The 13,997-nt window shown below is 74.3% G+C and carries 14 protein-coding genes; 2 read left to right on the top strand and 12 right to left on the bottom strand.

The window, feature by feature from the left end:
• Positions 1–49: 49 nt before the first annotated feature.
• The 7 genes from hydA to ACPU2J_RS27575 form a co-directional block, all read right to left on the bottom strand.
• A complete protein-coding gene (gene hydA, locus ACPU2J_RS27605; RefSeq protein WP_365079261.1) occupies positions 50–1,450 on the bottom strand; it encodes a dihydropyrimidinase in 1,401 nt (466 codons plus the stop codon).
• Between the two features lie 11 nt (positions 1,451–1,461).
• Complete coding sequence (locus ACPU2J_RS27600; protein ID WP_420079118.1) at positions 1,462–2,757, bottom strand: aspartate aminotransferase family protein; 1,296 nt, start codon at positions 2,755–2,757, stop codon at positions 1,462–1,464.
• Positions 2,754–3,596, bottom strand: a complete 843-nt coding sequence (locus ACPU2J_RS27595) for a nitrilase-related carbon-nitrogen hydrolase (protein ID WP_361606287.1) — start codon at positions 3,594–3,596, stop codon at positions 2,754–2,756. Before ACPU2J_RS27595 ends, ACPU2J_RS27600 begins: the two co-directional genes overlap by 4 nt.
• 166 nt (positions 3,597–3,762) lie before the next feature.
• Entirely contained in the window at positions 3,763–5,427 is a 1,665-nt protein-coding gene (locus tag ACPU2J_RS27590; RefSeq protein WP_423834232.1) for a hypothetical protein, read from the bottom strand.
• 99 nt (positions 5,428–5,526) lie between these two features.
• The gene (locus ACPU2J_RS27585; RefSeq protein WP_365487509.1) at positions 5,527–5,907 is read right to left on the bottom strand and encodes a PPOX class F420-dependent oxidoreductase; all 381 of its coding nucleotides are present in this window, start codon (positions 5,905–5,907) and stop codon (positions 5,527–5,529) included.
• 38 nt (positions 5,908–5,945) lie between these two features.
• Positions 5,946–6,131 (bottom strand): hypothetical protein, encoded by a 186-nt coding sequence (locus tag ACPU2J_RS27580; RefSeq protein ID WP_361598061.1) that lies wholly within the window; start codon positions 6,129–6,131, stop codon positions 5,946–5,948.
• Positions 6,132–6,226: 95 nt separating this feature from the next.
• The gene (locus tag ACPU2J_RS27575; protein WP_365079274.1) at positions 6,227–6,478 is read right to left on the bottom strand and encodes a helix-turn-helix domain-containing protein; all 252 of its coding nucleotides are present in this window, start codon (positions 6,476–6,478) and stop codon (positions 6,227–6,229) included.
• A 64-nt stretch (positions 6,479–6,542) separates the two neighbouring features.
• On the opposite strand from ACPU2J_RS27575, the gene map reads away from it, so the two are divergent.
• Positions 6,543–7,310, top strand: coding sequence for a type I methionyl aminopeptidase (gene map, locus ACPU2J_RS27570; RefSeq protein WP_420079120.1), 768 nt, complete (start codon positions 6,543–6,545; stop codon positions 7,308–7,310).
• A gap of 80 nt (positions 7,311–7,390) precedes the next feature.
• Here the strand turns inward: map and ggt are convergent, their stop codons facing one another.
• Positions 7,391–9,190, bottom strand: a complete 1,800-nt coding sequence (ggt, locus tag ACPU2J_RS27565) for a gamma-glutamyltransferase (protein ID WP_423834231.1) — start codon at positions 9,188–9,190, stop codon at positions 7,391–7,393.
• Positions 9,191–9,290: 100 nt separating this feature from the next.
• On the opposite strand from ggt, the gene ACPU2J_RS27560 reads away from it, so the two are divergent.
• Positions 9,291–10,016, top strand: a complete 726-nt coding sequence (locus ACPU2J_RS27560; protein WP_420079122.1) for a hypothetical protein — start codon at positions 9,291–9,293, stop codon at positions 10,014–10,016.
• Here ACPU2J_RS27560 and ACPU2J_RS27555 read toward each other — a convergent pair.
• From ACPU2J_RS27555 to ACPU2J_RS27540, 4 genes are read right to left on the bottom strand one after another with little or no spacing between them, the layout of a single operon-like run.
• Complete coding sequence (locus ACPU2J_RS27555; RefSeq protein ID WP_420079123.1) at positions 9,976–11,268, bottom strand: cytochrome P450; 1,293 nt, start codon at positions 11,266–11,268, stop codon at positions 9,976–9,978. The genes ACPU2J_RS27560 and ACPU2J_RS27555 overlap by 41 nt on opposite strands.
• A 44-nt stretch (positions 11,269–11,312) precedes the next feature.
• Entirely contained in the window at positions 11,313–11,843 is a 531-nt protein-coding gene (locus tag ACPU2J_RS27550) for a GerMN domain-containing protein (protein ID WP_420079124.1), read from the bottom strand.
• Positions 11,840–13,285, bottom strand: coding sequence for a HAMP domain-containing sensor histidine kinase (locus ACPU2J_RS27545; protein ID WP_365079289.1), 1,446 nt, complete (start codon positions 13,283–13,285; stop codon positions 11,840–11,842). The genes ACPU2J_RS27550 and ACPU2J_RS27545 overlap by 4 nt, the downstream gene beginning before the upstream one ends.
• Positions 13,286–13,292: 7 nt before the next feature.
• A complete protein-coding gene (locus ACPU2J_RS27540) occupies positions 13,293–13,976 on the bottom strand; it encodes a response regulator transcription factor (protein WP_361598037.1) in 684 nt (227 codons plus the stop codon).
• Between the last annotated feature and the right edge of the window lie 21 nt (positions 13,977–13,997).

Genomic DNA, 13,997 nt, shown 5'->3' with positions numbered 1-13,997 from the left:
GCGGGGGCCGGGGCGGGAGGGGCCGGGGCGTGCGGGCCCCGGCCGTCTCCTACAGGTACTGGCAGGTGGAGCGGTGGACGAAGGCCCCGTGGCCGGCCCGGCCGGTGTACTCGCGCCGGTCGATGACGACCTCGCCGCGCGAGAGCACGGTGTCGACGCGTCCGGTGATCCGCCTGCCCTCGTACGCCGAGTAGTCCACGTTCATGTGGTGCGTCTCGGCGGAGATGACCTGCTCGGCGTGCGGATCGTAGAGCACGATGTCGGCGTCGGAACCGGGTGCGATGGTGCCCTTCTGCGGATAGAGGCCGAACATCCGGGCCGGCGTCGCGCACGCGATCTCGATCCAGCGCCGACGGCTGATGTGCCCGTCGAGGACGGCCTGGTGGAGGAGGTCCATGCGGTTCTCCACCCCCGGGAGCCCGTTGGGGATCTTGGAGAAGTCGCCGCGGCCCAGCTCCTTCTGGCCGCGGAAGCAGAACGGGCAGTGGTCGGTGGAGACCACCTGGAGGTCGTTCGTGCGCAGGCCCCGCCACAGCGCCGCCTGGTGCTCGCGCGGGCGCAGCGGGGTGGAGCAGACGTACTTGGCGCCCTGGAAGTCGGGCTCCGCCAGGTTGTCGGTGGACAGGAAGAGGTACTGGGGGCAGGTCTCGCCGAAGACGGGAAGGCCCTTGTCCCGGGCGGCGGCGAGCTCCGCGACGGCCTCCTCCGCCGAGACGTGGACCACGTAGAGGGGGGACCCGGCGACCCGGGCCAGCTGGATGGCGCGGTGGGTGGCCTCCGCTTCGAGGAGGACCTTGCGGACCTCTCCGTGGTGGCGGGGGTCGGTCTCCCCGCGGGCCAGGGCCTGTTCGACGAGCACGTCGATCGCGATGCCGTTCTCGGCGTGCATCATGATCAGCCCGCCGTTGGAGGCCCCGCGCTGCATGGCGCGCAGGATCTGGCCGTCGTCGCTGTAGAAGACGCCGGGGTAGGCCATGAAGAGCTTGAAGGAGGTGACGCCCTCGCCGACGAGGAGGTCCATCTCCTTGAGGGTGCCCTCGTTGACGTCGGAGAGGATCATGTGGAAGGCGTAGTCGACGGCGCAGTTGCCGTCGGCCTTGGCGTACCAGGTGTCCAGGCCCTCGCGCAGGGAGCGGCCGACGCTCTGCACGGCGAAGTCGACGATGGTGGTGGTGCCGCCCCAGGCGGCGGCTCTGGTCCCGGTCTCGAAGGTGTCGGAGGCGGAGGTCCCGCCGAAGGGCAGTTCCATGTGGGTGTGCGCGTCGACCCCGCCCGGGATGACGTACTTGCCCGTCGCGTCGATCGTACGGTCGGCGGTCCAGGCCCGTGCGGCCTCGGAGCCGTGGGCGGCCAGGGCCGCCACGCGGCCGTCCTCGATCAGGACGTCCGCGTGGATCTCGTCGGCGGCGGTCACGACCAGGCCGCCGCTGATCAGGGTGCGGATGCTCATCGCGGTTCCCCCTACTCGAGGCCGTGCAAAGCCTGTTCGAGGATCTCGGCGCCCTCTTCCGCCTCGGCGACGGTGAGGGAGAGCGGCGGCGCGATGCGCAGCACGCTGGTGTCGTGGCCGCCGCCCTTGCCGACGAGCAGGCCGCCTTCGCGGGCCGCTTCGAGGACGGCGGCGGCCGCGTCCGGGTCGGCCCGGTCGGTGCCGGGCCTGGTCAGTTCCAGGCCGGCCATCAGACCCCGGCCGCGGACCTCCCGTACGGCGGGCACGGTGGCGGCGATGCCCCGCAGCCGTTCCAGCAGCAGGCCGCCGACGCGGCGGGCGTTGCCCTGGAGGTCGTGTTCCAGGAGGTAGGCGAGGTTGGCGACACCGGCCGCCATGGTGACGGGTGAACCGCCGAAGGTGGAGATGGAGTTGGAGTCCAGGCAGTTCATCACCTCGGCGCGGGCGACGACGCCGCCGATCGACATGCCGTTGCCGATGCCCTTGGCGAAGGTCAGGATGTCCGGCGGCCCGTTCTGGGCGTGGGCCTGCCAGCCCCAGAAGTGCTCGCCGGTGCGGCCCCAGCCGGTCTGCACCTCGTCGCTGATCCACAGGATGCCGTGCCGGTCGAGGACCTCCCGGAAGGCTCCGTAGAGCCCGTCGGGCGGCGAGGTGAACCCGCCGACGCCCTGGACCGGTTCGGCCATGAGGGCGGCCACTCCCCCGCGGGCCTGTCCGAGCACGTCCTCCAGGTCCGCGACGGCCGCGGCGGTGAAGGCGGTGTCGTCCAGGTGCGCGAAGGGGCCGCGGCTGCGGACCGCGCCGTGCACGTAGTAGGTCTGGAGCGGGGAGAGGCTGGTCGGGGACCAGCCGCGGTTGCCGGTGATGGAGACGGTGGAGAACGACCGGCCGTGGTAGCTGTTGCGCATCGCCAGGATCTGGTTGGAGCGGCGGTACGTGGTCGCGAGCAGCAGGGCGGTGTCGTTGGCCTCGGTGCCGGAGGTGGTGAAGAAGACGCGGGCGTCGGGAATGCCGGAGAGTGCGGCGATCCGTTCGGCCAGCTCGATCATCGGCCGGTTGAGGTAGAGGGTGGAGGAGTGGATGATCCGCCCGGCCTGCTCGGAGACGGCCTTGGTGACCTCGGGCAGGGCGTGGGCGGTCATGGTGGTGAGGATGCCGCCGAAGAAGTCGAGGTAGCGGTTGCCGTCGGCGTCCCAGACGTGCCGGCCCTCGCCGTGGGTGAGCTCGATGGGGTTCTTGTAGTACAGCGCGAGCCAGTCGGGCAGGACGGTGCGGTGGCGGTTGTGGAGCGGGGTGGGGTTGGTCACGGCTGTACGAGCCCTCCGTAGGCGTCGGGACGGCGGTCGCGGTAGAAGGCCCACTGGTCGCGGACCTCCTTGATCAGGTCGAAGTCGAGGTCGCGGACGACGAGTTCCTCCTCCTTGTCGCTGGCGACGTCACCGACGAACCGGCCGCGGGGGTCGACGAAGTAGCTGGTGCCGTAGAAGTCGTTGTCGCCGTACTCCTCCTGGCCGACCCGGTTGATGGCCGCGACGAAGTACTCGTTCGCGACGGCCGCGGCGGGCTGCTCCAGCTGCCAGAGGTAGGAGGAGAGGCCGCGGTGGGTGGCGGAGGGGTTGTAGACCAGCTGGGCCCCGGCCAGGCCGAGCTGGCGCCAGCCCTCGGGGAAGTGGCGGTCGTAGCAGATGTAGACGCCGATCCGGCCGACGGCGGTGTCGAAGACGGGCCAGCCGAGGTTGCCCGGGCGGAAGTAGTACTTCTCCCAGAAGCCCTTGACCTGCGGGATGTGGTGCTTGCGGTACTTGCCGAGGTAGCTGCCGTCGGCGTCGATGACGGCGGCGGTGTTGTAGTAGAAGCCCTCGCTCTCCAGCTCGAAGACCGGGACGACGATCACCATCCCGGTCTCGCGGGCGAGGTCCTGCATGCGGCGGACGGTGGGGCCGTCGGGGACGGCCTCGGCCCACCGGTAGTGCTCGGGCTCCTGGACCTGGCAGAAGTAGGGGGCGTTGAACACTTCCTGGAAGCCGATGACCTTCGCACCCTCGGCGGCCGCCCGGCGGGCGTACTCCTCGTGCTTGGCGATCATCGAGTCGGTGTCTCCGGTCCAGGTGGCCTGGACCAGCGCGGCGCGGACGACTTGGGCCATGAGCTGCTCCTCGCGACGGGAACGCCGGTTCTACGCACGTAGACGGTGTGCGTAGGGAGTAGAACGTAGGCCGCGTCACAGCGTGGGGCAAGACCGCCGTGCGCTGTTGGAGTAGTCGATCACGTTACGTCGCCCGGCGGTCGAATGCGATCAGGAGACGGGCGGGTTACGCCGCGTCGATGCCCGCCACCCGCAGGGCGTGCAGCAGGTCGCGGTGCCGGGCACCGGGCAGCGCCCGGGCCGCGCGGAGCAGCCTCGGGGCGAGCGGGCCCGGTGCGCGACGGGCCAGGTCGGCGGCCTCCTCCGGCGTGCGGACCCGCACGAAGGCCGTGAGCAGGGAGTCGGCCTCGCGGTCGTGGCCGGCCTCGCCGAGGGCGAGCGCGACGTCGGCCACCTCGCCGGCGGGACGGGCCACTCCCTGGCGCAGCAGGGCCTCGCAGTCGGCCTCGCGACCGGCCGCGGCGAGGGCGGCCGCGGCGGCAGCGAACCGGTGGGGCGGCAGCGAGGCCGCCTCCCACAGCAGGGCGGCCCAGTCCGCCGCCAGTCCGGAACGGGTCAGTTCGACGGCGAGGCGGGGCAGCCGCTCGGCGGGCCAGGCCGCGGCCTCGCAGAGCAGCGCGTGGGCCTCCCCGGTACGGCCCTGCGCCCGCAGCGCGATCAGCTCGCCGGCGACGGGCCGCGGCACGCCGGGCCCGACGGCCGGCTCCGTGGGCGGCGCGGAGCCGGAACCGGCGGACGGGGCCGCGTGGTCCGGCCCGGCGGCGGCTCCGGTGAGGGGCGCGGGGGCGGAGCCGGCGGGGGCCTCGGCCCGGGGCGCCGACCGGCCGAACCGGGCGCCGCGGGGGGCGGTGCCGGGCGGGGCAGTGGTGTCGTCCAGGCCGGGCGGCAGGGTGAACCCGGCGGCTTCGGGCACCGCGGCCCCGGCGTACCGCGCCCCGCCACCCCGGCGCGCCCCGCGGCCTCCGCCCCGCCCGGCCTCGCGGACGGCCTCGCGGACGGCCTCGGGCTCGCGCTCCGGGTCGGGGCTCCGGCCGGACTCGGGCTCGCGAACCGGCCCGCGCTCCGGTTCGGCCCCCGGGCCGGGCGCGGGCCCGGATCCCGCGCCGAGCCCCGGACCGAACCAACGGCCGGGGGCCGGATCACGCTCCGGCCCGGGGCCCCGGCCAGGCCCGGGCTCGGGGCTCCAGCCTCGCTCCGCCCCCGACCCGCGACCGGAGACCCGGTCGACGTCGGGCTCGCGGACCGGGGCGCCGGCGCGTCCGGCGTCCCACGGGTCTGCCGCGGTCCGGTCCCGGGCCGGGAGTCCGGTACCGGCCTCCCGGTGGGTCCACCCCGCCGGGGCTCCGGCCTGCGCCGGGACGGCGGGGGCGGGCTCCGGTGCGGGGGGAACGAGCGCGGCCAGGCGGTCCGAGAGGTCCTCGTGCCGGGCCACCGCCCGGGCCACGTCGTCCTGGGTCCAGGACAGCTCCCGGGCCAGCGCGTCCGTGCCGGCGCCGCCGGCCGCCTCGCGCAGCCGGACCGTCAGCCCGCGCAGGGCCGCCTCCGACGCCGCCCGCTGCTCGGCGGCCGCGCCGAGCTGGGTGCGCAGTTCCGCCGCGCCGCCGGGCAGCCGGTCCCAGACCGCGACGGCCGCGGCTCTCAGCCGGGCGGCGTATACGGTCTCGCGCGCCGCGAACTCCGTTCCCCGCAGCCCCTCCAGGTCGCGCAGCAGCGATTCCACCACGTCCCAGGGCGGGATCGCCGCCCCGTCGAGGCAGGCCCGCACGCCCTCCGGGTCCCTGCGCAGGAACTCTCCGTACCAGCCCGCCCCGGGGTCCAGCCGTTGCGTCAATCCCCTTAAGTATCCGGAGAGTTGACTGATCGCCAGTGAAGTCACGGTCTCCATGCCCGCATTGGACCCCACCCGTGTTACGGGCGGACTACGGGAGTCTCAAAGCTTGACGGCGATCGCGGTGTGCGGCCGCTTCCCCCGCCGCGCCAGCGTGGCGGGTACGTCCACGAACCAGAACTGCCACGTGTACTTGCGCGACATCAGCTTGCGCACCCGGCGCAGCCCCGCCTCGTCGAGCAGCCGCGCCTGCCCCTCGGCCGTGCCCGCGCCCTCCGGCACGCGCCCCCGCACGTCGCACGGGGACAGCCTGACCCGCCCGTCGTTGCGGATCCGCTTCACCTTCCAGGTGTCGGTGCGCGTCCACACGTACAGCTCGCCGCCGTCGGCCACCGCCCACACGGGTGTCGCCACGGGGGTGCCGTCCTTGCGGAAGGTGGTGAGACTGACGTACCGGGCCCTGCCGAGCTCCTCGATGTCCATGGTCCGACCCTACGGCCCCGGGCCCCCGGAGATCACCCCTACGGCGGCGCCGGGTGCGGGGCGGGGCCGTGCGGGGCGGCGGCCGGGGCGGTACGGGGCGGGGCGGCCTCGCCGTCGGCGGCGCGTTCGTCGGGGACGGCGCAGGCGGCGAGCAGCAGGCCGCCCGCGAGCAGGGCGCCGACGACGCCGAGGCCGACGCGCTCGGAGGCATGGGTGGTGGGCACGCCTCACGCCTGCCCCGCGCCGCGGGGCCCCCACCGCCGATTGCGCCGTTCGGCGGCCGGACCCACCCGGACGCCGACCCGGCCGGCGGCCGGTCTCAGGCGGGCACGACCGCCGTGCGCCGGAGCAGGTCGTCCAGGGAGAGGCCGAGGGTGGCCGCCAGGGCGGCGATGGTGAAGAAGGCGGGCGTGGGCGCGCGGCCGGTCTCGATCTTGCGGAGGGTCTCCGCGGAGAGTCCGGCTCCGGCTGCGACCTCGACCATGCTGCGGCCGCCGCGGGCCTCGCGGAGCAGGGCGCCCAGCCGTTCGCCGCGCTCGCGCTCTTCGGGGGTGAGGGGGGTTCGGACCATGCCGCCATCCTACCCCGCACACCAATAACTATCCCGTTATTTTTATACCGGTATAGTTATTGGCATGGTGAAGCTGAAGACAGACCGTGAGATCGACGAGATGCGGTCGGCGGGCCGGGTGGTCGCCGAGGCCCTTGCCGCCGTGCGCGGGGCGGCGCGCGTCGGCGCGTCCCTGCTGGAGCTGGACGAGGTGGCCCGCGGGGTGCTCCGGGAGGCCGGCGCCACCTCCCCCTTCCTCGGGTACCGGCCGCGGTTCGCCCCGGTGCCCTTCCCCGCGGTGGTGTGCGCCTCGGTCAACGACGCGATCGTGCACGGCGTCCCCGACGGCTACCGGCTGCGCGACGGCGACCTGGTCAGCATCGACTGCGGGGCGCTGCTGCGCGGCTGGGCCGGGGACGCGGCGATCAGCTTCACCGTCGGCCGGGCCCGCCCCGCCGACGCCCGGCTGATCGGGACCGCCGAGGCCGCCCTCGCGGCCGGGATCGCCGCGGCCGTGCCCGGCAACCGGATCGGGGACATCGCGCACGCCGTCGGCACGGTGTGCCGCGCCGCCGGGTACGGCGTGCCCGACGGTTTCGGGGGCCACGGCATCGGCCGGAGCATGCACGAGGACCCGGGTGTGCCGAACGAGGGCCCGCCGGGACGCGGCATGCGGCTGCGTCCCGGCATGGTCCTCGCCATCGAGCCCATGCTGATCGCGGGCGGCACGGACGACTACCGGTGCGACGCCGACGGCTGGACACTGCGCACCGTCGACGGCAGCCGCGCCGCCCATGCGGAGCACACGGTCGCCATCACCGCCGACGGCCCGCGGATCCTCACCGCCCTCTGAGCCCGCCCCGGCCCGCCGGCCCGCCGCCAGGGCGGGCCCTGCCGCTCTCCCTGCGGGTCCCTACGGGTTCCTGCGGGTGCCTACGGCTTCCCGTGCGGCCGTACGACCATCGCCGCGCCGCCGCCGCGCCGCGAGGTCTCGGCGGCCGCCAGCCAGCGCCCGTCCGGCAGGCGCTGGACACCGGTCGCGGCGCCGATCTCCGGGTTCTGGCGGAAGCCCTGCCCCAGCGCCTCCAGCTCGGCGCGCAGCGGGCTGTTCCACAGCCCCGGTTCCAGTTCGGTGGTGGTCTGGTTGCGCTGGCTGGCGCGCGGCGCGGCGATCGCCTCGACCAGCGGCAGGCCGCGGTCCAGGTGCCCGGTCAGGATCTGCAGCACGGTCGTGATGATGGTGGCGCCGCCCGGGGAGCCGACCGCGAGCAGCGGCCGGCCGTCCTCCAGCACGATCGTCGGGGACATCGACGAGCGGGGCCGCTTGCCGGGGCCGGGCAGGTTCGGGTCCGGCACCCCGGGAGCCGCCGGGGCGAAGGAGAAGTCGGTGAGCTCGTTGTTGAGGAGGAAGCCCCGGCCCGGGACGGTGATCGCGCTGCCGCCGGTGGACTCGATGGTGAGGGTGTAGGAGACCACGTTGCCCCAGCGGTCGGCGACCGTCAGGTGCGTGGTGTTCTCCCCCTCGTAGGTGGTCGGCGCGGCCCGGCCGGTGGTGGCGCAGGGTGCGGGGCTGCGCGGGTCGCCGGGGGCCAGCGGGCTGGTCAGTGCGCGGCCCGGGTCGATCAGGCAGGCGCGCGCGTCGGCGAAGCGCTGGGAGAGCAGTTCGCGCGTCGGTACGTCGACGGCGGCCGGGTCGCCGACCCAGCGGCCGCGGTCGGCGAAGGAGATCCGGGACGACTCGATGAAGCGGTGCAGGTACTGGGCCTCGGAGAGCCGGGAGAGGTCGCTGCGTTCCAGGATGTTCAGGGCCTCCCCGACGGTGGTGCCGCCGGAGGAGGAGGGCGCCATGCTGTACACGTCGAGGCCGCGGTAGCGGATCCGGGTGGGGTCCTGCCGTTTCGTCGCGTACGCGCGCAGGTCCGCGGCGGTCAGGTCGCCGGGCCGCACCTTCCGGGTGGCGGCGGGGTCCACCGGGGGCGTGCGGACGGCCCGGACGATGTCCTCGGCGAGGGGGCCGCGGTAGAGGGCGCCGGTGCCCTTGCGGGCGAGTTCGGCGTAGGTGTCGGCGAGGTCGGGGTTCTTGAAGGTGGAGCCGACCACGGGCAGCCGGCCGCCCGGCAGGAAGAGGCCGGCGGTGGCCGGGAAGTCCCGGAAGCGGGCCTCGTTCTGCTCGGTCTGCGCCCGGAAGGTGGCGTCGACGGTGAAGCCGTCGCGGGCCAGCTTCTCGGCCGGCTTCAGCAGCCGCGACAGGGGCCGGGTGCCCCAGGCGTCCAGGGCGCTCTTCCAGGTGGCGGGAGTGCCGGGGACGCCCACCCCGAGGCCGCTGGTCTGCCCCTCGGCGAACGGGATGGGCTGCCCGTTCTCCTGGAACAGGGTCTCGCCGGCCGTGGCGGGGGCGGTCTCGCGGCCGTCGACGGTGTGGACGCGGCGGCTCCGCGCGTTGTAGTAGACGAAGTAGCCGCCCCCGCCGATGCCCGCCGAGTAGGGCTCGGTGACCCCGAGGGCCGCGGCGGTGGCGACGGCCGCGTCCACGGCGTTGCCGCCCTCGCGCAGGACGGCGATGCCCACGGCGGAGGCGTCCGGGTCCACGCTGGCGACGGCCCCGCCGTGGCCGGCGGCGACCGGCACCTTGGCCGGGGTCCCGGCGGTGCCCGGCGGGGCGGCCGCCCCGGTGGACACCAGCGCTCCGGCGAGGGCGACGAGCGCTAACTGACGTGCGGCGGGACCACGCATCCGTTCCTCCAGTCGACGGTCTGTCAGGCACAGGCCTCGCAGCGTAACTTCACCGCACCCCCCGCGTCAGGAAGGCCGGACGGCGGCTACCATCCGCCGCATGAACGACGACGTCCGCAACATCGTGCTCGGGCTGATAGCCACCGGCCTGAGCGGTGGTCTCGGCTGGTTCTCCCGGACCTACCTGTGGCGGCGGGCGCTCCGCCGCAAGCAGTCCTTCCTCGGGCTGCCGGCCGGCTCCGACTGCCTGTTCGTGGTCAACCGGCAGATGGGCGGCAAGGAGTCGTCGGTGCACCGCAACGACGCCTTCGCGCTCCTGGAGATCTCGGCGCTGATCAAGGACTGCGGGGCGAACGTCCAGATCGTGGGCCACGACGAGGCGCGGCAGGGCTTCGGCGACCGCGCCGAGTTCTGCGTGGGCGGCCCGACGTCCAACGCCCGTACGGTCGCGCACCTGGCCTCGATGCTGCCGGGTGTGCGGGTCAACCTCGACAGCGAGCAGCACGCCGACCGCGGGGCGATCGAGGTGGGCGAGGAGAAGTACCGCTGGGCCAAGGGGCGTGAGGAGTACGTGCTCCTGGCGCGGATCGCGGCCGGGGAGAGCGGCCGGCCGGTCTTCCTGCTGTCCGGGCAGACCGCGGTCAGCAACCAGGCCGCCGCCCGCTACCTGGCCCGCCACCACGACGGGCTGGCGCGCAAGTACCGCACCCGGTCCTTCTGTCTCGTGCTGAAGGTGGTCAACTCCCAGGCGTACGGCCCGGACGTGACGGAGCTGGTCGCCGACGTCACCGCGGCGGCCCGGACACCCGCAGCGGCAGCCGCGTGAGCCCGTTGATGAAGTTGGAGACCAGTCTGCGCGGCGGGCCGGCGAGTTCGGGCGGGGGCATCGCCGCACGCCACTCCTCGTGGAGGGTGCGCAGCTGGAGGCGGGCGAAGTGGGCGCCGAGACAGACGTGCGGGCCGTCCCCGAAGGAGACGTGCGGGTTGGGCGTGCGGCCGAGGTCGAGCCGCCCGGGGTCGGTGAAGACGCGTTCGTCGTGGTTGGCGGAGGCGTGGAAGACCACCACCTTGTCCCCGGCGCGGATGCGGCGTCCGGCGAGTTCGGTGTCGGTGTCGGCGGTGCGGCGGAAGCTGAGCACCGGCGGGTGGACGCGCAGGAGTTCCTCGACGGCGTGGTCCGCGGGAACGGTTCCGTCGGCCAGCCTGCGGTAGGCGTCGGGTGCGCCGGCGAGGGCGAGGAGTCCGCCGGGGGCGGCGCTGCGGACGGTGTCGTTCCCGGCGACGGTGAGCAGGAAGAAGAACATCTCCAGTTCGGCGGGGTCCAGGCCGGCGGTGGCGAGGACGGTCATCACGTCGTCGCCGGGGCGGGCGCGCTTGTGGGCGGCGAGCTCGCGGGCGTAGGCGAACATCTCGCCGAGCAGGGCCGGTGAGCGCGGGTTGAGCGGGGTGCCGTCGGGTCCGAGGAGGGGCGCCGGGGCGTCCTCGGGGTCCTGGTAGCCGATGATCCGTACGGTCCACTCCAGGAGCAGCGCGCGGTCGGCGGGCGGGACCCCCAGCAGGTCGGTCAGGTTGAGCAGCGCGTACTCGTCGGTGACGGTGCGCACGATGTCCGCGGCGCCGTCCTCGGCACGTTCGCGGGCTCCGGCCAGGAGGGTGCGGGCGCGGGCGCGGACCCGCCCGGCGAAGGCGTCGACGCGGGCGGGGGTGAAGGCGCGGGAGACCAGGCGGCGCAGCCGGCCGTGGCCGGCCGGGGTCCCGTCCGGGCCCGCGGGCCGGGCGGTGGGGTCCTGGTTGAGCATGGTGCGGCGCAGGAAGGGCAGGTCGGCCGGGTCGGGGTCGCGGATCTGGGTGGCGCCGAGCCAGGAGGAGTACGTCCGGTGGTCGCGCAGCACCCGGACGACGTCGGCGTGCCGGGTGACGGCCCAGAATCCGGGGCCGGCGGGCCAGCCGTCGATCTCGGGCTCGGCCTGGCGGGAGACGGGGTGCAGGTCGCGCAGCAGCCGGTAGCGGTCGTGGGGCACTCCGGCGGCGTAGATGCGGGGGTCGAAGACGTCGGGGACGTCCGCGGCGTGGTCCATGGGGCCACCGTGACGGGTGTCCGGCCCGGCCGCAAGGGTGCCGGTCAGCTCCGCGGGCGGCAGTCGGCGGACGGGAGGGTGGTGTCGGTGCCCTGCACGGTGACGGGGCTGACGACGTCCTTGACCGAGGACACGGCGACGGTGCAGACGAGTTGCTGGCGGGCCAGCTGCGACAGTCCGGCCACCGGGAAGGGCACCCGGAGCGTGATGCCGCCCTCCGGCGAGTACGGGGTCGAGGAGAAGCCGTCCGTCTTGCCCTCGGGCATCCGGGGCAGCTGCGTGGTGAGCCCGGCCTCCTGGGCGCGGCCCTTGGGGCCGTCCATGAGCAGCCGCACGAGTATCGCCGGGGAGATGGTGTAGCCCTCGAAGCCGAAGGGGGTGGGGACGAGGTGTTCGCCGTCCTTGGACACGTAGTAGACGGTGGCGCCGCCGCCGTCGGGCACGGCGACCTTGGCGGCGTGGCCGCTCTCGATCACGCCGGTGGTCTTGATCCCGCACCCGGTGAGCAGCAGGCTGCCGGCCAGTGCCGCGGCGGCCGCCGCGGCCGCGGGGCGCGGGGTCCCGCGGCCGGTCATGCGCGGGCCTCCAGCGGCATGTCGAGGGTGAAGAGGGCTCCGCCGGAGGGCCCGTTGGCCGCCCGGAGGGTGCCGCCGTGGAGGCGCACGTTCTCCAGGGTGATGGCGAGGCCGAGGCCGCTGCCGGCCGAGCGGGTGCGTGCGGCGTCCGCCTTGAAGAAGCGGTCGAAGATGTGGGGCAGTACCTCGGGGGCGATGCCGGGGCCGCTGTCGGCGACCTCGATGAGCAGCCTCTCGCCGTCGCCGCCCGGTGCGGTCCGCACGGTGACGTGCACGGGGGCGCCGCCGTGCCGCAGGGCGTTGCCGACGAGGTTGGCGAGGATGACGTCGAAGCGGCGCGGGTCGAGCCGGGCGCGGACCCGTTCCGGGAGGTCGGTGCGGACCCGTTCGTCGTCCCAGTGGCGGCGTTCGAGGGTCTTGCGGACGGCTTCGGCGATGTCGACGTCGTCGAGGTTGAGTTCGGCGGCGCGGGCGTCGAAGCGGGAGATCTCCATGAGGTCCTCGACGAGTACGGCCAGTTTGCCGGTCTCGGCGCTGACCAGGCGCAGGGCCTTGGCGGTGTCGGCGTCGAGCCGTTCGGCGTCCTCGTCGAGCACCTCGGTGACGGCGAGCATCCCGGCGAGCGGGGTGCGCAGTTCGTGGGAGACGTCGGAGGCGAAGCGCCGGGCCCGGACCTCGGCGTCCTGCAGTTCCCGTACGGACTGCTCCAGCGCGCGGGCGGTCTCGTTGAAGGTGCGGGCGAGCCCGGCGAGTTCGTCGGCGCCCCGGACCTCGATACGGGTGTCGAGCCGGCCGCGGCCCAGGTTCTGGGCGGCGCGGCGCATGTCGCGGACGGGCCGCAGGACGCTGCGGGCGGCCAGCAGGGCGGGGACGACGGCGATGGCCAGGCCGGGGACGGCGCCCTGCTGGGCGGCGTCGACCATGGCCTGCACGGTCTGCTTCTCGGTGCTGAGCGGGACACTGGCGAAGAAGACGGCGCCGGTCGGTTCGCTGTAGCCGTTGTGCTCGAAGAGGGCGGGGACCCCGATGGTGAGCCACGGGTTGCCGCGCTGGTCCTCGACGCGCTGGAAGGCAGCGTAGCGGCTCTCGCGGACCCTGGTCCGCAGGCTGTCGGTGATGACGGTGGAGGTGGGCGTGGCCGGGTTGGTGGAGGTGCGCAGGCCCGCGTACTCGCCGAAGACGATCCAGGGGTGGGGTTTGCCGCGTTTGCCGAGCTCGGTGACGATCCGCTGGAGCTCCTGCATGTCCATGGGCAGGCGCACCTCCTGCTGCTCCACCTGGTCCCGCAGCGTGTTGACGGCGGTGTCCTGGGTCTGCTTGAGGATGGCGTTGCGCGCCTGCTGGTAGGTGAGTGCCGCGGTGGTGACCGCGCTGATCGCGGCGACCAGCAGGAAGGCGGCGATGAGCCTGGTGCGCAGGCCGAGCGGTGCGATGCGTGCCACCGGGCGCCTACAGGGGGCCGAAGCGGTAGCCGAAGCCGCGCACGGTCTGTATGTAGCGGGGGCTGCGGGCGGGGTCCTCTATCTTGTGGCGCAGCCGGCGGACGCAGGCGTCCACGAGCCGTGCGTCCGCGTGGTAGCTGTGGTCCCAGACGTACTCCAGCAGCTGCTGTCGGGAGAAGACCTGCTCGGGCGAGGCCGACAGGTGGAGCAGGAGCTTGATCTCGCTCGGGGCCAGGGCGACGCGCTCGCCGTTCTTGGCGACGGTCAGCCCGGCGCGGTCGATGGCGAGTTCGCCGTGGATCTGCACCTCCGGCCGGGCGCCGGCGGGGTCGCTGAGCCGGCGCAGCACGGCCTTGATGCGGGCTTCGATGACCTCGGTGCGGGCGGGTTTGACGATGTAGTCGTCGGCGCCGGCCTCCAGGCCGATGACGATGTCGAAGTCGTCGCCGCGCGCGGTGAGCATGATGATCGGCACCTCGCTGGTCTGGCGGATGCGGTGGCAGACCTGCACACCGTTGATGCCGGGCAGCATGAGGTCGAGCAGGACGAGCTCGGGGTGGAAGCCCGCCATGAGGGCGAGCCCCTCCTCCCCGGTCTCGGCGGCGCGCACCTCGTGCCCGCGCCGGCGCAGGCCGAGGCCCACGCCCTCCCGGATGGAAGGGTCGTCCTCGATCAGCAGTACTCGTGGCATCCGGTCAGTATCCCAAGGTGT

This window comes from Streptomyces manipurensis, assembly GCF_049570255.1.
In the GTDB taxonomy this organism is placed as follows: domain Bacteria; phylum Actinomycetota; class Actinomycetes; order Streptomycetales; family Streptomycetaceae; genus Streptomyces; species Streptomyces manipurensis.
Note: the sequence above shows the minus strand (reverse complement) of the source record. Positions and strands in the feature narration are given on the sequence as shown.

Bases quoted from the DNA above. Each gene is read 5' to 3' on its own strand.
- hydA (WP_365079261.1), bottom strand. From the start codon at position 1,450: ATGAGCATCCGCACCCTGATCAGCGGCGGCCTGGTCGTGACCGCCGCC.
- ACPU2J_RS27595 (WP_361606287.1), bottom strand. From the start codon at position 3,596: ATGGCCCAAGTCGTCCGCGCCGCGCTGGTCCAGGCCACCTGGACCGGA.
- ACPU2J_RS27585 (WP_365487509.1), bottom strand. From the start codon at position 5,907: ATGGACATCGAGGAGCTCGGCAGGGCCCGGTACGTCAGTCTCACCACC.
- ACPU2J_RS27575 (WP_365079274.1), bottom strand. From the start codon at position 6,478: ATGGTCCGAACCCCCCTCACCCCCGAAGAGCGCGAGCGCGGCGAACGG.
- map (WP_420079120.1), top strand. From the start codon at position 6,543: ATGGTGAAGCTGAAGACAGACCGTGAGATCGACGAGATGCGGTCGGCG.
- ggt (WP_423834231.1), bottom strand. From the start codon at position 9,190: ATGCGTGGTCCCGCCGCACGTCAGTTAGCGCTCGTCGCCCTCGCCGGA.
- ACPU2J_RS27560 (WP_420079122.1), top strand. From the start codon at position 9,291: ATGAACGACGACGTCCGCAACATCGTGCTCGGGCTGATAGCCACCGGC.
- ACPU2J_RS27555 (WP_420079123.1), bottom strand. From the start codon at position 11,268: ATGGACCACGCCGCGGACGTCCCCGACGTCTTCGACCCCCGCATCTAC.
- ACPU2J_RS27550 (WP_420079124.1), bottom strand. From the start codon at position 11,843: ATGACCGGCCGCGGGACCCCGCGCCCCGCGGCCGCGGCGGCCGCCGCG.
- ACPU2J_RS27540 (WP_361598037.1), bottom strand. From the start codon at position 13,976: ATGCCACGAGTACTGCTGATCGAGGACGACCCTTCCATCCGGGAGGGC.